Annotated in this window: 12 protein-coding genes; 7 read left to right on the top strand and 5 right to left on the bottom strand. The window is 72.2% G+C overall.

Annotated elements, in window-relative coordinates; all coding sequences use genetic code 11:
• The first annotated feature begins 143 nt into the window (after positions 1–143).
• Complete coding sequence (locus BM028_RS06470; protein ID WP_070417635.1) at positions 144–1,619, top strand: amino acid permease; 1,476 nt, start codon at positions 144–146, stop codon at positions 1,617–1,619.
• 169 nt (positions 1,620–1,788) lie between these two features.
• Here the strand turns inward: BM028_RS06470 and BM028_RS06465 are convergent, their stop codons facing one another.
• Positions 1,789–2,523 carry a LysE/ArgO family amino acid transporter gene (locus tag BM028_RS06465; protein WP_092385348.1) on the bottom strand — a complete coding sequence of 245 codons (735 nt, stop codon included), beginning with the start codon at positions 2,521–2,523 and terminating at the stop codon, positions 1,789–1,791.
• Positions 2,524–2,592: 69 nt separating this feature from the next.
• Here BM028_RS06465 and BM028_RS06460 point away from each other — a divergent pair, with 69 nt between their 5' ends.
• Positions 2,593–3,516 (top strand): LysR family transcriptional regulator ArgP, encoded by a 924-nt coding sequence (locus tag BM028_RS06460; protein WP_092385346.1) that lies wholly within the window; start codon positions 2,593–2,595, stop codon positions 3,514–3,516.
• Here the strand turns inward: BM028_RS06460 and BM028_RS06455 are convergent.
• Positions 3,498–4,043 (bottom strand): TetR/AcrR family transcriptional regulator, encoded by a 546-nt coding sequence (locus tag BM028_RS06455; protein ID WP_092385344.1) that lies wholly within the window; start codon positions 4,041–4,043, stop codon positions 3,498–3,500. The two genes, BM028_RS06460 and BM028_RS06455, sit on opposite strands and share 19 nt — an antisense overlap.
• A 116-nt stretch (positions 4,044–4,159) precedes the next feature.
• Between BM028_RS06455 and BM028_RS06450 the strand changes: the two genes are divergently transcribed.
• From BM028_RS06450 to BM028_RS06435, 4 genes are all read left to right on the top strand, one after another.
• Entirely contained in the window at positions 4,160–5,194 is a 1,035-nt protein-coding gene (locus tag BM028_RS06450) for an aldo/keto reductase (RefSeq protein ID WP_092385342.1), read from the top strand.
• Positions 5,195–5,538: 344 nt separating this feature from the next.
• Positions 5,539–7,299: a glycosyltransferase family 2 protein gene (locus BM028_RS06445; protein WP_071295185.1), complete on the top strand. Its 1,761-nt coding sequence runs from the start codon at positions 5,539–5,541 to the stop codon at positions 7,297–7,299.
• On the top strand, positions 7,296–8,036 hold the full coding sequence (locus BM028_RS06440) for a biotin/lipoyl attachment domain-containing protein (RefSeq protein ID WP_092385340.1): 741 nt from the start codon (positions 7,296–7,298) through the stop codon (positions 8,034–8,036). Before BM028_RS06445 ends, BM028_RS06440 begins: the two co-directional genes overlap by 4 nt.
• A 4-nt stretch (positions 8,037–8,040) precedes the next feature.
• Positions 8,041–10,158, top strand: a complete 2,118-nt coding sequence (locus tag BM028_RS06435; protein ID WP_092385338.1) for a glycosyl hydrolase — start codon at positions 8,041–8,043, stop codon at positions 10,156–10,158.
• 24 nt (positions 10,159–10,182) lie between these two features.
• Here the strand turns inward: BM028_RS06435 and BM028_RS06430 are convergent, their stop codons facing one another.
• Both BM028_RS06430 and BM028_RS06425 read right to left on the bottom strand, forming a co-directional pair.
• The gene (locus BM028_RS06430; RefSeq protein WP_092385336.1) at positions 10,183–10,962 is read right to left on the bottom strand and encodes a DNA-formamidopyrimidine glycosylase family protein; all 780 of its coding nucleotides are present in this window, start codon (positions 10,960–10,962) and stop codon (positions 10,183–10,185) included.
• A gap of 20 nt (positions 10,963–10,982) precedes the next feature.
• Positions 10,983–15,767: an Lhr family ATP-dependent helicase gene (locus BM028_RS06425; RefSeq protein WP_092385334.1), complete on the bottom strand. Its 4,785-nt coding sequence runs from the start codon at positions 15,765–15,767 to the stop codon at positions 10,983–10,985.
• A gap of 170 nt (positions 15,768–15,937) precedes the next feature.
• On the opposite strand from BM028_RS06425, the gene BM028_RS06420 reads away from it, so the two are divergent.
• Positions 15,938–16,588, top strand: coding sequence for a PadR family transcriptional regulator (locus BM028_RS06420; protein WP_092385798.1), 651 nt, complete (start codon positions 15,938–15,940; stop codon positions 16,586–16,588).
• A 158-nt stretch (positions 16,589–16,746) separates the two neighbouring features.
• Here BM028_RS06420 and BM028_RS06415 read toward each other — a convergent pair whose 3' ends face one another.
• A complete protein-coding gene (locus BM028_RS06415) occupies positions 16,747–17,364 on the bottom strand; it encodes an alpha/beta hydrolase (RefSeq protein WP_092385332.1) in 618 nt (205 codons plus the stop codon).
• Positions 17,365–17,439 lie beyond the last annotated feature (75 nt).

The following is a 17,439-nucleotide window of genomic DNA, read 5'->3' as shown; positions in this document are numbered from 1 at the left end:
CCGAGCCGCGCCTCCCGGGCCCCGGACCACGCGCTGTCGGAGGCCGCGCTGCCGGGCCACACCCGTCCGCGGTGTTTGCGTGTCGGGGTGGTACACCAGTAATGTCGCGGGGTCCGCCGCCAGCCGATGACGGGATCCACCCCATGGCACAGAAGCTCCGCATCAAGTCGATCGAGGCCTCACTGGCCGACTCCGAGGAGCAGGGCCGGTCCCTGAAACGCTCCCTGAAGACGTTCGACATCGCCGCGATGGGGATCGCGGTCGCCGTCGGCGCCGGCATCTTCTCGGTCGGTGCGAACGCCGCCGCGAACTTCGCCGGACCAGGCGTCATCATCTCGTTCCTGCTCGCCGCCGTCACCTGCGGCCTCGCGATCATGTGCTACGCCGAGTTCGCCTCGACGATCCCCGTCGCCGGCTCCGCGTACACGTTCACCTACGCCACGATGGGCGAGCTGCTCGCCTGGATCGTCGGGTGGGACCTCATCCTCGAGACCCTCACCGCCAGCGCCGTCATCGCGAAGTACTGGGGCATCTACCTCAGCACCGCGTTCGAGGTGTTCGGCGTCGACCTGCCGAGCACGATCCAGCTCGGGCCGATCCCGTTCACCTGGGGCCCGGTCCTGATCGTCGGCATCTTCACGGTGCTGCTCGCGTTCGGCACCCGCCTGTCGTCGCGGGTCTCGGCCGTCATCACGGTCATCAAGGTCGCCATCGTCGTGTTCGTCATCGTCGCCGGTGCGTTCTTCGTCAAGGCCGCGAACTTCACCCCCTTCATCCCGCCGGCGTCGCCCGCCCGCGGCTCGGAGGGGAGCGTCTGGACCCAGTCGCTCGTGTCCTGGTTCACCGGCTCGGAGCCCGCCCAGTACGGCGTCTTCGGCCTGCTCGCCGCGGCCTCCCTCGTGTTCTTCGCGTTCATCGGATTCGACGTCGTCGCGACCAGCGCGGAGGAGACCGAGAACCCGCAGAAGACCCTGCCGCGCGGCATCTTCATCGGCCTCGGTATCGTGACGCTGCTCTACGTCGGCGTCAGCGTCGTCATCACGGGCATGGTGTCGTACCAGCGCCTGGCCGAGGAGAAGACGCCGTCGCTGGCATCGGCCTTCGACATCGTCGGGCTGCCGTGGGCCGCCGGCATCATCGCGATCGGCTCCCTGATCGGTCTGACCACGGTCGTCATGGTGCTGCTGCTCGGCCTGTCCCGCATCGTCTTCGCGATGAGCCGTGACGGCCTGCTGCCGCGCTGGTTCTCGAAGACGAACGAGAAGACGCAGACCCCGGTGCGCGTGCAGGTCGTCGCGGGTGTCGTCGTCGCGCTGCTCGCCGGCTTCACCGCGGTCGACAAGCTCGAGGGCATGATCAACATCGGCACCCTGTCCGCGTTCGTGCTCGTGTCGATCGGGATCATCGTGCTCCGTCGTTCGCGGCCGGACGCGCCGCGTGCCTTCCGGGTGCCGTGGTCGCCGGTGCTGCCGATCGTCTCGGCGGTGCTGTGCTTCTGGTTGATGTTGAACCTCGAGGTCGAGACGTGGCTCCGGTTCGTCATCTGGCTCGTCGTCGGGTTCGCGATCTACTTCGGGTACAGCCGTCGCAACAGCCGGGTGGGCAAGGGCCTGCAGTAGGGCGGGCGCGCGCTCTGGCGCTGGCGCTTGCGCGGGCGCTGGCGCTGGCGCTGGCGCTGGCTCTGGCGCTGGCGGGCGGGTCGAACCAGGTTTCCGACACCGAACCACGCGCGGGGGCTGGTTCGGTGTCAGAAACGTGGTTCCACGCGGCCACCCGCCGTGCGCCGCGTCAGGCGCCCAGCGCGAGCGCCGCGCCGAACCCGAGCATGACGAGCGCGACGAGCCCGTCGAACACGCGCCACGTCAGCGGCTTCGCGAACAACGGTCGCAGCAGCCGTCCGCCGAACCCGAGCGCGCCGAACCACATGCAACTCGCGAGGACCGCCCCCACCGTCCACCACCACCGCTCCGCCGGCCCCTGCTGGTTCGCGACGGACCCGAGGAATACGAGCGTGTCCAGGTAGACGTGCGGGTTGGCCCACGTGAACAGGAGCATCGTCACGACGGCTGTCCGCATGGTGACGGCGCGGTCGGTTCGTCGGGGTCCTGGAGGCGCGGTGCGCGTCCGTCCCGCACACACCGTCGCCGAGGTGGCCGGTCCCACCGCCGCGGTCGCCACCGGCACGCCGTCGTCCGCCGCCGCCGACTCCACCCGCATCGCCGCGCCGGACGGCCACAGCGCCCGCCGAGCCGCGAGCACCCCGTAGGTCACCAGGAACGCCGCACCGACGAAGCGGATCACCACGAGCGCCTCCGGGAACCGCTCCACCACGACCCCGACACCGAGCACCCCCGCGAGGATCAGCACGGCATCCGAGAGCGCGCAGACCACCACCGCCGCTGCGACGACCCGTACCGACGAGGTCACCGCGAGCCGGAGCAGGTACGTGTTCTGCACACCGATCGCCACGATGAGCGCGAGCCCGGTACCGAGGCCGGCGAGCAGGGGGAGGAGTGTGGTCACGGTCCGACCGTACGGCCGCGGCCACGTGCAGTACAGCTCACGTTCCTGATGCTGCGTAAGCTCAGCTGCATGCCACGAATGCAGCGCGAACACCTCGAGACCCTGCTCGCCGCGGTCGACCACGGGACGCTCGACGCCGCGGCCAGAGCGCTGTCGATCACGCCCTCGGCGGTGTCGCAGCGCATCAAGTCGATGGAGCAGCAGGTGGGCCGGGTGCTCCTGCAGCGGACGACGCCCGTCCGCCCGACCCCCGACGGCGAGGTCGTCCTCCGTCACGCACGACAGGCCCAGTTGCTCGACGAGGAGACCACCCGGGCGCTCGGCGGCGGCGACTCGGTCGTCCCCTCGATCCCGCTCGCGGTGAACGCCGACTCGCTGGGTACCTGGTTCCTCGACGCGCTCGCCCTCGTGCGTGCCGACACCGAGGTCGTGTTCGACCTCCACCGCGAGGACCAGGACCGCACCGCCGAACTCCTCCGCGCGGGCACGGTGATGGCGGCGGTCACGGCCGAGGCCGAGCCGGTGCAGGGGTGCTCCTCGGTGCCGCTGGGGATCGACCGGTACCGGGCCGTCGCCTCCCCGTCGTTCGTCGCCCGGTACCTGCCGGGTGTCGACAGCGAGCAGCGGATGACACGGCTCCTCGACCGGGTGCCCCTCGTGGACTACGACCGCGACGACGACCTGCAGCAGGGGTACCTGCGGCGGGTGCTCGGCCACGCGCCGTCCGGGCCTCGGCACTTCGTCCCGACCTCGGCGGACTTCGCCCGTGCGGTGTCGCTCGGCTTCGGCTGGGGGATGCTGCCGGAGGCGCAGTGCCTCGATGCCCTCGACCGGGGTGACCTCGTCGAGCTCACTCCCGGCCGTCGGGCGGACGTGGCGCTCTGGTGGCAGCGCTGGAACCTGGCCTCACCGCTGCTCGAGCGCGTGACCGAGGCCGTCCGGGCGACCGCGGCCGAGCGGCTCCACCCCGCCGGTCAGGCCGTCGCCCGGTAGCGGAGCCCGTCCACGAGCAGCCCGACGAGCAGCTGGCTCTGCTCGATCGTCGGAGCACCGTGGCACAGGTCGGCCACCGCGTGCAGGAGCTGCTGCGCGTCGACGTCGGGGCGGATCGTCCCGGCGGCCGCTGCGTCATCGAGGAGTCCACCGAGGGCGCCACCGAGTCGCGCGAGGAAGTAGTCCGGCAGCGCCTCGAACGCCGGGTCGCCCGAGTGCAGGGCGGCGGCGAGCCCGCGCTTCGTCGCGACGAACTCGGTGAACCGCTGCAGCCACAGGCCGAGCGCTTCGTCGGGAGCGTGTGCGGCGGCGAGCTCGTCCGCGGCGGCCGCCGTCGACTCGACCGCCCGCTGGAACACCGCGACGACGAGGTCCGAGCGCTGCGGGAACCGTCGGTACAGCGTGCCGACCCCGACCCCGGCCCGGTCCGCGATCAGCTTCGCGGGGGCGTCCACCCCGTCGGTCGCGAAGACGGCCTTGGCGGCGTCGGTCAGGGCGTCGGCATTGCGTCGGGCGTCGGCGCGCACGGAGTCCTCCTCTTGCGTAAACGGAAAGCCGTTCCGTATAGTTCCGGAAGAGCGTTCCACTTCGGGCCACGATACGGCACCGACACCCGGAACGCCATCGACAGGAGGAACCGCACATGCAGTACCGCACCCTCGGCCGCACCGGCATCCAGGTCAGCCCCTTCGCCCTCGGCGCCATGATGCTCGGCACCGACGGCAGCATCGGCAACGGCGACGAGCAGGACTCGATCCGCATCGTCCACCGCGCACTCGACGCGGGCATCAACTTCATCGACACCGCCGACCGCTACTCGCAGGGCGGCTCCGAGGAACTGCTCGGCAAGGCGCTCGCCGGCCGCCGGGACGACGTCGTCATCGCCACCAAGTTCAACGGCCCGATGGGCGACGACCCGAACCGGCGCGGCAACTCCCGGCGGTGGATCACGCAGGCCGTCGAGGGGTCGCTGCGGCGCCTCCGGACCGACCACATCGACCTGTACCAGGCGCACCGACCCGACGACACGGTCGACCTCGAGGAGACCCTGTCCGCCCTGACCGACCTGATCCGCAGCGGCAAGGTCCGGGCGATCGGCAGCTCGGACTTCCCCGCGTCGATGCAGGTCGAGGCGCAGTGGACGTCGGAGCGCCGCGGGCTCGAGCGCTTCCGGACGGAGCAGCCCACGTACTCGATCCTCAACCGCGGCATCGAGCGCGAGGTCCTCCCGGTCGTCCAGCGGTACGGCATGGGGTCCCTCGTGTGGAGTCCCCTCGCCGGCGGCATGCTGACCGGCCGCTTCCGGAAGGGGCAGGACACCGACCTCGCCCGCGTGACCATGTTCCGGCACAACCGCGACGAGCGACGGATCGACGCCGTGGAACAGGTGGTCGCACTGTCCGAGGAGACCGGCATCCGGATGACCCACCTCGCGATGGCCTTCGCGATCGCGCACCCCGGCGTCACGAGCGCCCTGATCGGCCCGCGCTCCGTGGAGCAGCTCGACGACCTGCTCGCCGGTGCCGACGTGGTGCTCTCCGACGAGGTCCTCGACCGCATCGACGCGATCGTCCCGCCGGGCACCGACGTCGGACGGCTCGACCAGCAGTACCAGCCGCCGGCCGTGCTCGACGCCACCCTGCGCCGACGCCCCGCCGCGGGACGCTCCGCGGTCTGACGTCGCGTCGGGGGCGGCCGCTTGCGGGAAACCGCACGATCGCCGCCCCCGAGACTTGTTCACACGTTCGTCACGAACCAGCACCACCGTCGGACCTACGCTCGCAACACCGACGGCGACGGGCCGTCGACAGCACGACCGCACCACGACACGACACACCGAACACCGCGACCGCACCCACGGTCGCGAGCACCGCCGGCGCAGGATCCCTAGTCCCTCGCCGGCCGGACCTCCCGAGGGTCCGGATCCATGTCGCCGCAGCCGCCGACGCCCGTCTCACGATGCGTCGGCGCCTGCGCTCGACCACGCGTGAGTCCTCTCCGAACCCGACAGGAGACCACGCCATGTCCGCACCACCCGACGTTCGTCGTACCCCGACGCCACTCCGAGCACCAGAGGCGACCGACGAGCTGCAGTCCTTCGACTTCCAGCTCCCGGCACCGCTCACGCCGCGCGACCGCGAGCGCGCCCGACGCCGCCGGCAGACCGAGCCGGTGCCCTACGTCCGACCGCGTGCCGAGAGCCGGGCGCACAGCCCCGTGATGGTCCTCATCGTGCTCGTCGCCACGCTCGGCGTGATGGCGTACGCGGTGTTCCTCCTCGACCCGGCGAACCGGGGCGACTTCCTGCCGTACGGACTCGTGATCGTCGCCGAGAGCGTGCTCGTGGGGCAGGCGCTCCTGTCCATGTGGACGATCCTCTCCGGCGGCTCCGACCCCCGGGACTTCGCGTTCCACCACACCCAGGACACCCTGTTCGACCGCGACACCATCGCCCGCAGCGGCGCCGCCGACCAGCCCCACCGCTGGCCGATGCACGTGCGCGGACGCCGGGTGGACGTCGACGTCTTCATCACCGTCTACGGCGAGGAGCTCACCAAGGTGGCCGCGACCGTGCAGGCCGCGGTGGCCATGCGCGGCGAGCACCGCACGTGGGTGCTCGACGACGGGCGGAGCGACGAGGTACGGGCGCTCGCCGAGGAGCTCGGCGCCCGGTACGTCCGTCGGCTCTCGTCGCACGGCGCGAAGGCGGGCAACATCAACCACGCGCTGACGCTCGCCAAGGGCGACTACTTCGCGGTCTTCGACGCGGACTTCGTGCCGAAGCCGGACTTCCTGTTCGAGACCGTGCCGTTCTTCGCCGACGACGGGATCGCCTTCGTGCAGACCCCGCAGTCGTACGGCAACCTCCACAACCTCGTCTCGCGGGGTGCCGGGTACATGCAGACGGTGTTCTACCGGTTCATCCAGCCCGGCCGGAACCGGTTCAACGCGGCGTTCTGCGTCGGGACGAACGTCATCTTCCGCCGCGAGGCCATCGACGAGATCGGCGGCATGTACACCGACTCGAAGTCCGAGGACGTCTGGACGAGCCTGATGCTCCACGAGCGCGGCTGGAAGACCGTCTTCATCCCGATGACCCTCGCCGTCGGCGACGCCCCGGAGACCATCGAGGGCTTCACCAAGCAGCAGCTCCGGTGGGCCACGGGCGGCTTCGAGATCCTGCTCACGCACTTCCCGTTCCGCCCGAAGCACCGGCTGACGATGGACCAGCGGCTGCAGTACCTCGTCACCGCGAGCTTCTACCTGACGGGCATCGTCCCCGGGCTCCTCCTGCTCGTACCGCCGCTCGAGATCTACTTCGACCTGCGCCCGATGAACCTGACGATCGGGGCCGGCGAGTGGGTGCTGTTCTACCTCGGCTTCTACGGTGCGCAGGTGCTCCTCGCGTTCTACGCCCTCGGGTCGTTCCGGTACGAGACGCTCCTGCTCGCCGCGGTCTCGTTCCCGATCTACGCGAGCGCGCTCTGGAACGTCGTCTGCGGCAAGGAGCAGGCGTGGCACGTCACCGGCGCCTCCCGTGGTCGGACGCCCTCCCCGTTCAACTTCATCGTCCCGCAGGTGCTCGTGTTCGTGTTCCTGGCGTTGACGAGCGTCGTGGCGGTCTGGCGTGACCTCGACAACGGGCAGCTGACGCTCGCGACGGCCTGGAACACCACGAACACCCTCGTGTTCCTCGCGTTCATCATCGCCGCGTTCCGCGAACAGGCCCGGAACCGCGTGACGGACCGGCTGACCGCGATGCTGGACGGGGTGACGGCATGACCTGGACGAACCGACTCCGGCTGTTCGCGGGGCTCATCGTGGTGCTCGTCGTCGTGGCGGCGTGCACGCTCGTCTTCAACCAGCGGCAGAGCGCCGTGGCGAGCACCTCGGCGGCGATCGCCGCGCAGGAGTACGCCGTCGGCACCGACTACGGCGGGACCGTCACCGAGGAGTACGTCGAGGAGGGCGACACCGTCCGGAAGGGCGACCAGCTCCTGCAGGTGCAGAGCCTCCAGCTCGCGCAGGACATCCGGAAGGGCGTCGTGGGCGCGAACACGCAGACGAGCGCGTACGACATCGGCGCCGACGGCTTCATCACGTTCAAGGCCGAGGTCTCCGGCACCGTCGCCAAGGTCGACGTGAAGACCGGCGGATACGTGCAGGCCGGCTCCGAGCTCGGCACGATCCACAAGGAGGACAGCCTCTTCGTCACCTCGAGCTTCATCGTGACGGCCCGGGACTACGGGCGGATCCGGAACGGCGCCGCGGTCGACCTCGTGCTCCCGAACGACACGACGATCCGGGGCACCGTGAAGAGCGTCAGCGTCGAGACCAACGACCAAGGACAGGCGAAGACCACGGTCGACGTCGAGAGCCCCGAGCTCTCCGCGTCGCCGTCGAGCGGGATCACGAGCCCCGGGACGCCGGTGGACGCCACCCTGCACCTGCGGGACGACGGCCGGCTCGCGGGCGTCACGGACCTCGTCCGTGACTTCGCGCGGCAGATCGGACTGTAGCCCCATGCTCCGGCTGCCTCGGTCTGCCCGTCGCGACCAGGCGCCGGACGCGCGCCGTCGGGTCGGCGTGCGCCGTGCCTCCAGGCTGTCCACCAGCGTCACCGTCGTGACGGCCGTCGCGATGCTCGTGACCGCGTGCACCGGTCCTGGAGGCACGGATCACCCCGGCGAGACCACCTCGCCCACCACGAACGGTGCGGCACAGGCGCGCGCGGTCGCCGCTCTCGGCGACGTCGCGTCGTCGAAGGCGGGCGCGATGCGCCTCGCCGACGGCCTGCTGCCGCCGACGAACCGCTGGTTCTCGGGACTCGTCTTCGGCGCGGCACCGCAGCCGGTGTTCCCCAGCCCGATCTCGTGGCAGGTGACCGACGACGGCTTCGCGGCCGGGCTCCCCACCGTCACGGCCACCGAGAAGACCATCGCCGGCGGCGCGACGCAGCAGGTCGGACTCGACCTCGGTGCGACTTCGACCCTGGTGTCCGCCTACGACTCGGTGTCCGTGACCGTCGAGCACCGTGACGGCTCCACCGTCCTCGGGCACACGGTGGTCGCCGAGGGCTCGCCGCTCGTGACGTACACCGCCGCGCGTGCCGGCACCGTCACCGCGACCTCGCCGATCGACGGCACCGGGGACGGTACCGGGACCGTCACCAGCGGTGGCCGGACCTGGCAGCTCGTCGTCCGCGACGGGACGATCGACGGCGACACGATCGACGTGCGGTCCGGCGGCAGCGTCGTGCTCCTGCCGGTCCCGGACGGCGCGACCGCGGCCCAGACGGCCCGGCTCGTCGCCGCCGCCCGTCCGCTCACGGGGGTCGCGCTCGACCGCAGCGCCTCGCGGGGGAAGCAGCGCACGACGCTCACGTACGACTTCGGCTCCGGCGACCGGGGCGTGCTCGTCCCGCAGCCGGGGCAGGGCACGACCGGCCTGGAGTGCACCGGCCTGCACTACGAGACCGTCCAGGGACCGGCCCCGGTCTGCACCGGCACCGCCCTGCGGTTCGCGGTCGACACGGTCCGGCCCTCGGACACCCTCGACCTGTCGGGGCTGTCGTCCGCGGAGCGAGCGGCGCTCGTCACCCAGGTCCGCGCCGACGCTTCCACGGTGGATGCCTCGTCGTACGCCGCGGACAGCTACGGCGGTGGGAAGGACCTGTACCGCGTCGCGAACCTGTACCGGCTCGCGACGCAGCTCGACCTCTCGTCGGTGGCGGACGCGCTGAAGACCTCGGTCGTCGACGAGCTCGACCAGTGGTTCGACCCCGCCGGGTGCGGGACCCGCACGGCGCGGTGCTTCGCCTACGACCCCACGCTGCACGGGCTCGTCGGGCAGGAGGCCTCGTTCGGCTCCGACGAGTTCAACGACCACCACTTCCACTACGGCTACGTGCTGTCCGCAGCCGCCGTCCTCGCCGCCGACGACCCGGCGCTCGTCAGCCGGTGGCGGACCGTGGCCGACCTCGTCGCGGCGGACATCGCCTCGCCGGAGGCCACCGCCTCGTTCCCGGCGCTCCGCGTCTACGACCCGTACGCGCAGCACTCGTGGGCGTCCGGGTTCTCGCCGTTCGCGGACGGCAACAACCAGGAGTCGTCGTCCGAGGCCGTCTCGGCGTGGAACGGCGTCGCGCTGTGGGGAGCGGTGTCCGGCTCGTCGTCGGGGTCGTCGTCGGGGTCGTCGTCGCTCCGGTCCGTCGGGACCTGGCTGCTCTCCAACGAGGCGGCTTCGGCCGCACGGGACGTGCTCGACCCGGACCTCTCCGCGTTCCCGGAGTTCCGGCACCGGGTGGTCTCGCTGACCTGGGGCGGCAAGCGCGACCACGCGACCTGGTTCAGCGCCGCGGCGGCCGCGCCCGCGGGCATCGAGCTCATCCCGATGCCGGCCGTGGCGGCCTCGTACGTCGATGCCGGTGGGGCGGCGCAGATCCGTCGGGTGCTGGCCGAGGCCGTGCCGGACGGCAGGTACGACGTGCAGTTCGGCGACTACCTGCTCATGTACCGGGCGCTGGCGTCACGGGCCGATGCGGCCACGGCGCTGCGGGAGGCGCGGGCGTTGCCGGACGCGGTGGTCGACTCGGCGAACTCGCGGTCGTACATGCTGGCGTGGATCATGTCGCGCGCGTAGCGCCGGCGCGGTGGCCGCGCCCCGTCAGGTCTGGCAGCGCGGACACCAGTAGGTGTCGCGCAGGGTCAGCTCCGACTCACCGAGCTCCCCGTACCGGATCGGCGTCCCGCAGCGCAGGCACGGCTTCCCCGCTCGGCCGTACACCCAGAAGCGCCGACCGGGCCGATCGACCCCGGTGGTCACACGGGCGCTGCGGTCACGGTTGGCGTGGATGAGCCGGCTCGCCAGGGCGATCATCCGCGCCGGGTCGTGCACCTCGCGCACCGGACGAGTCGGCAGGACGCCGCGCAGGAAGCACAGTTCGTTGCGGTAGACGTTCCCGAGGCCGGCGAGCACCCGCTGGTCGAGCAGTGCGAGGCCGACCGGACGATCAGGGTCCCGCGTCAGGTTCGCCAGCGCGAGGTCGGCGTCCCAGTCGGGACCGAGCAGGTCGGGGCCGAGGTACCCGACGATCTCGGACTCCTGGTCGCGGGGGACGACCTCGAGCACCCCGAGCGCGAAGCCGACCGTCGAGACGTCGGCAGCGTCGAGCACCACCCGTGCCTGGTGTGCCGGGCGACGCCAGCGGTCCCCGGGCGCGTAGACGTCCCACCGCCCCTCCATCTTGAGGTGCGAGTGCACGGTGAGGTCGCCGATCCGGTGCAGCAGGTGCTTGCCACGCGGGACGACCTCGTCCACCGTGCGGCCGACGAGGTCGAGCGTGGCGAACGCCGGCACCCGGAAGTCGCTGCGGGTGAGGACCTTCCCCGCCAGTGCGGCGTGGAGCCGACGGGCGGCGCGGAAGACGGTGTCGCCCTCAGGCACCGGGCACCCCCGTCGTGCGCTCAGACACGGAGACGCAGCCCCTGCGGCGTGGCGGTGAACCCGGCTTCGCGCAGCGCCGAACCGAGCGGCGTCTCGAGGACGAAGTCCCCGTCCACCCGCTCGACCGAGAGCTTCCGCAGGCCGCTCCGCACGGTCGCGGCGATCGACGCCGCCGCCACGGCGAGGTCCGCCGGGTCGTCGGTGAAGGTCAGCACCGACTTGCCACCGCGTTCGACGTACACCGCGAGGTGCCCGTCGACCGTCGTGACGAGCGCACCCGCCTTGCGCCCGGGCCGGTGCCCGCGGTCCGTCGTCTTCGCGGGAGCGGAGTCGGCGGTCCCACCGGGACGACCAGCGGTACCGTCGGCGCCGCCCGGACCGTCGTCGTCGGGCCCGGGGGCGGTGTCGGACGGCCACGGCAGCGATGCCCCGTACGCGTTCGCCGGGTCGGTCGCCGCGAGGGTCAGGGCATCACGCGACCGGTCCGGGTCGGCCCGTTCGTCGTCGTCGATGTCGCGCGCGTAGGTGCGGAGCCGGTCGACGGTGGGCCCCGTCGCGAACTGCGCGGCACCGAGGCCCTCGACGAAGTAGCCCCGGCGTGCCCGGCCGGACTCCTCGAAGCGGGAGAGCACCCGGTACACGCCGGCGAACCCGCCCCGGACGCCCTCGACCTGCACCGCGCCGCGGGTGACGACGCCGTACCGCTCGAGCAGCTGTTCGGCGGTCGCGGCGGCACGGACGGTCGCGTCGGACTCGGCGAGGGGGAGCAGGGACCACCGGCCGCCGACGGACGGCGGACCGGACTGCGTCGGCATCGTCGGCCGACGACGCCCGCGGTACGCCCGTGCGCGGGGTGCGCTCGAGCTCTTCGCCTTCCCGCCGAGCATCGCCCGCAACGGCGCGAAGGTGTCGTTCGTGATCTGTCCGGCCCACACCAGGTCCCACAGTGCGGTCGACAGGGCGGTGTCGTCGGTGCTGCCCACGGCCTGCCCGAGCTGCCGGAAGAAGTACGCGCCGCCGCCCGCGAGCGCACCGAGCACGTCCCGCTGGAGCTCGGTCGTCTCGTCACCGGAGGGCTCCGCCAGGGTCGTGGTCGCGGTGTCGGCGAGGTGCAGGCGGATCCAGCCGTCGTTGCCCGGCAGGGTGCCGCCGCCGGACCAGAGGACCTCGCCCGTGGCGGTGAGCTCGTCGAGCATGCTCGGCGCGTAGTCGCCGACGCGTGCCGGCAGCACGAGGGTCTCCCACGCGCTCGCGGGCAGTGCCACCCCGGCGAGCTGGTCGACGACCTGGAGCACCCCGTCGACGCCGCGCAGCCCACCGCGGGTACCGGCGGTCCGGACGTGCTGCCACGCGGGCAGGAACCGCGCGAGGGCGTCCGGCGCGACCGGCTCGACCTCGTGCCGGAGCGCCGCGAGCGACTTCGTGCGGATGCGGCGGAGCACCTCGGCGTCGCACCACTCCGCACCCTGGCGATCGGGACGGAACTCGCCCTCGACCACGCGGCGGTCGGCGACGAGGCGGCGCAGGGTGTCCTGCACGACGGCGATCCCGAGCCCCAGCCGTCCGGCGGCGTCCTGCGCGGAGAACGGCCCGTGCGACCGGGCGTACCGGCCGACCAGGTCGCCGAGCGGGTCGGCCACCGGTTCGACGAACGCCGTCGGCACGCCGATCGGCAGGGGCACCCCGAGGGCGTCGCGCAGGCGGGAGGCGTCCTCGATCACGGCCCAGCGGGTCGCACCGGCGTGCGAGAACGCGAGCACGCGGCGGTCCCGCTCGAGCGCGGCGAGCACGGTCTGCAACTCGGTCGTCGCTGCGGCGCGGTCATCCGCCTCCGCCAGCCAGCTCCGGTCCACGATCTCGTCGAGGTCGAGCGCGCCCACGAGCCGCAGGACGTCGACGATCCCCTCGGCGTCGCGTGCCCGGCGGTCCGGTGAGAGCCGCTGCAGGTCACGCTCGACCGAGGCGATGACCGCCGGGTCGAGCAGCTCGCGGAGCTCGGCACGACCGAGCAGCTCGCCGAGCAGCGTCGAGTCGAGGGACAGTGCGGCCGCCCGACGCTCGGCGAGCGGGGAGTCCCCCTCGTACATGAACGCGGCGACGTACCCGAAGAGCAGCGATCGCGCGAACGGCGACGGCGTCTCCGTCTCGGTCTCGACCAACCGGATGCGCCGGCCCGCGATGTCGTCGGCGATCCCCAGCAGGGCGGGCACGTCGTACACGTCCTGGAGGACCTCGCGCACGGTCTCGAGCACGATCGGGAAGGTCGGGTACTTCTGGGCGACCTCGAGCAGCTGCGAGGCCCGCTGCCGCTGCTGCCAGAGCGGGGACCGCTGCCCGGGGTTCCGGCGGGGCAGCAGGAGCGCCCGCGCGGCGCACTCACGGAAGCGCGCGGCGAACAGCGCCGACGCCCCGACCTCGTCCGTCACGAGCGCTTCGAGGTCGTCCCGCTCGAACACGAACAGGTCGGCGCCGGGAGGCTCGGCATCGGTCTCGGGGATGCGCACGACGATCCCGTCGTCGGCGGCCATGGCGTCGCCGTCGATCCCGTGGCGCTCACGGAGTCGTGCGGCGACGGCCAGGGCCCACGGCGCGTGCACCTGCATGCCGTACGGCGAGTGCAGGATGAGCCGCCAGTCGCCGAGCTCGTCACGGAAGCGTTCGATCACGAGGGTCGTGTCGTTCGGCACGTGTCCGGTCGCGGCGCGCTGGTCGCGGAGGAAGGTGAGCAGGTTCGTCACGGCCCGTTCGTCGAGCCCGCCGGCGGCGACCCTGGCACGTGCGTCGTCGTCGGAAGCCCCCTCGACCTCACGCACGAAGGCCCCGGTGGCACGGCCGAGTTCCGCGGGGCGACCGATACCGTCGCCCTTCCAGAACGGCACGCGACCCGGCTGCCCGAACGCGGGGCTGACGATCACCCGGTCGTGGGTGATCTCCTCGATGCGCCAGCTCGTCGCACCCAGCGCGAAGACGTCGCCGACGCGGGACTCGTAGACCATCTCCTCGTCGAGCTCGCCGACGCGTGAGGCCTTCTCGCCGACCATGAACACGCCGAACATGCCGCGGTCGGGGATCGTCCCGCCGCTGGTGACCGCGAGCCGCTGGGCACCCGGACGCCCGGTCAGGGTGCCGTGCACGCGATCCCACACCAGGCGCGGGCGGAGCTCGGCGAACTCGTCGCTCGGGTAGCGCCCGGTCACGAGGTCGAGCGTGGCCTCGAACGCGGAGCGGGGCAGACCGCTGAACGGGGCGCTCCGCCGCACGAGCTCGAACCAGTGCTCGACGTCGACCGTGTCGATCGCCCCCGCTGCCACGGTGTGCTGCGCGAGGACGTCGAGCGGGTTCGCCGGCACCGAGATCGACTCGATCTGCCCGGCGACCATCCGCTCGACCGTCACGGCGCTGTTCACCAGGTCGGCGCGGTGCTTCGGGAACAGCACGCCGCGGGAGATCTCGCCGACCTGGTGCCCGGCGCGACCGACGCGCTGCAGGCCGCTCGCGACCGAGGGCGGCGCCTCGACCTGCACGACGAGGTCGACCTCGCCCATGTCGATGCCGAGCTCGAGCGAACTCGTCGCGACGACGCAGCGCAGTCGACCGGACTTCAGGTCGTCCTCGATGATGGCGCGCTGGTCCTTCGAGACGGAACCGTGGTGGGCGCGGGCGAGCACCGGCACGGCGGCATCGGAGCCCCCGCCACCGGTCTGCCCGGACGCGCCGATCACCTGCGCCGGGGGCCGCTTCGTGCCCTGCGGTGCGACGGCGTGCGCCGAGGTCCGTGCCGGGGACTGCGGACGCCCGCGCGCGACCGGCAGGCCGTCGTCGGCGGGGGAGGCACCGGCCGGCACCAGCGCCCCGTCGCCGACCGAGCCCGCCGCCGCGAGCACGCGTTCCTCGTGGATCTCGTTCAGCCGTGCCGTCAACCGCTCGGCCAGGCGGCGGGAGTTCGCGAACACGATGGTCGACCGGTGTTCCTCGACCAGGTCGACCACGCGTTCCTCGACGTGGGGCCAGATCGACCCGTTCGTCGGTGACTCGGTCGCGTCCGCACCGACGGGCGGTGCACCGAGCTCGGCCATGTCGTCGACCGGCACGACGACCCGCAGGTCGAACGTCTTCTGCGCCGGCGGGGCGATGATCGACACCGGTGCGCGTCCGCCGAGGAACCGCGCCACCTCTTCCGGGGGGCGCACCGTCGCCGAGAGCCCGATCCGCTGCACGGGCTTCTCGAGCAGGTCGTCGAGCCGTTCGAGCGAGACCGCCAGGTGGGCGCCGCGCTTGGTGGACGCGACGGCGTGCACCTCGTCCACGATGACGGTGTCGACGTTCACCAGGGTCTCGCGCGCCTGCGAGGTGAGCATGAGGTACAGCGACTCCGGCGTCGTGATGAGGATGTCCGGCGGCTGCCGCAGCAGCTTCTGCCGATCGGACGACGGGGTGTCACCGCTGCGGACCCCGACCGTGACGTCGGGTGGTTCGAGCCCGAGGCGCCGCGCGGTCTGGGTGATGCCGACGAGCGGGCTGCGCAGGTTCCGTTCGACGTCGACGCCGAGGGCCTTCAGCGGGGACACGTAGAGCACCCGGGTGCGCTGCTTCGCGGGCGGACGGTCGGTCGAGCTGATGAGTCGGTCGATCGACCACAGGAACGATGCCAGCGTCTTGCCGGACCCCGTCGGGGCGATCACGAGCGCGTGCTGCCCGGTGGAGACGGCGTCCCACGCACCGGCCTGCGCCGGGGTCGGTGCGGCGAAGGCGCCGCGGAACCACTCCGCGGTGGCGGGGGAGAAGCGCTCGAGGACGTCCGTCATGGTCCGTCCCATCCTGCCCGCCACCACCGACAGCGGCCCGTGCGGACGTACCCCTTGACAGAGCGATAGTTACCGATCTATCGTTAACACATCGCGATACGACGAAGACGATTCCGGTCAGACCGTTCGCGAGCCGACTCAGCACGACGGAAGGACGCATCATGCGACCCATGCACAACGACTTCGACACCACCCAGCACCCGCGCGGCCCCCGTTTCGGCGGCGCGCGGCAGCACCACGGCGCCGGCTTCCCCGGCCGCGACCGCGGTGACCACGACCACGGCGGACGCGGCGGCTTCGGCCCCGGCTTCGGCCCCGGCTTCGGTCGCGGCTTCGGACCCGGCTTCGGCGGTCCGGGGTTCGGCGGTCCCGGCTTCGGCCGCGAACGCCGTCGCCGCGGCGACGTCCGCCTCGCGACCCTCGGCCTGCTGGCCGAGGGCCCGCAGAACGGCTACGCCGTCATCAAGACCATCGCCGAACGCACCGGCGGCGCCTGGAAGCCGAGCCCCGGTTCGGTCTACCCGACGCTCCAGCAGCTCGTGGACGAGGACCTCGTCGTCTCCACGGGAGACGGCCGGAAGACGCTCTTCGAGCTCACCGACGCCGGCAAGGCCGAGGCAGAGGCGAAGGCGGACGAGATCGCCGCGGCCTTCGACGCGCCGGGCCTCCCGGACTCGTCCCGCGAGTTCATCGAGGCGCTGCGGAAGACCATGGGCGTCCTGCACATGTACCGCACCAGCGCGACGGAGGAGCAGGCGAAGGCGGCGACCGCCAAGATCGACCAGCTCCGCAAGGACCTCCTGCAGATCCTCGCCGACTGACGTCGGAACCCGTGACGGGAGGCGCGGTGCCAGCTGGCACCGCGCCTCCCGTCCGCATCGTGAGCAGCAATGGTCGAGTCCGCACGTCGGACCCGACCATTTCTGCTCACCAAGCGCGCCGCGGGACGCGCCGAGCGCGCCGAGCCCGCCGAGCGCGCCTACGCGCCGATGAACGCGGCCACGTCCGCCAGCTCCGCTGCGGACACCGCGTGGGGGAGGCCCTCGTACGTGCGATCCGTGACGGTGGTGTTCGTCGCCGCCCACGCCTGCGTCCGGGCGGTGGCCTCGCCGGGGATCACCGGGTCGAGGTCGCCGTGCCCGAGGAACACCCGGGGCCGGACGGCGGCGACGGCCTCGTCACGCGAGTCCGTCACGCCCGGGACGACGAAGCCGGACAGCGACACCGCGAACGCGAACGCAGCGGGCCGTGCCCGGAGCAGTTGCAGCGCCATCGACCCACCCTGCGAGAACCCGAGCAGCCCGATCCGCGGGTGCTCGGCCGCGACCGAGTCGATCCACTCGAGGACACCGGCGACGGACTCGTCGACGGGCCCGAGTGCCGGGGAGCCCGGCGTGCCGAGCGGGTACCAGCTGTACCCCTGCCCGAACGGCATCGGCGCACGCAGCGACGCCAAGGTCCACGACGACGGCAGCGCCGGGGCGAGTCCGAGCAGGTCGCGCTCGTTCGACCCCACCCCGTGCATCGTCACGAGCAGCGGGGTCCCCGCACGCTCGGAGGGGCTCCGGGTCCACTGCACGGCATCGCGATCGATCATGTGGACGACAGTAGTTGACGCATCAACCATCCCCAACCCCCGCGCCTTCCGCCGAACTCGCCACAGTGACTGGTA

It is taken from the genome of Curtobacterium sp. YR515 (assembly GCF_900113095.1).
Taxonomy (GTDB): domain Bacteria; phylum Actinomycetota; class Actinomycetes; order Actinomycetales; family Microbacteriaceae; genus Curtobacterium.
Note: the sequence above shows the minus strand (reverse complement) of the source record. Positions and strands in the feature narration are given on the sequence as shown.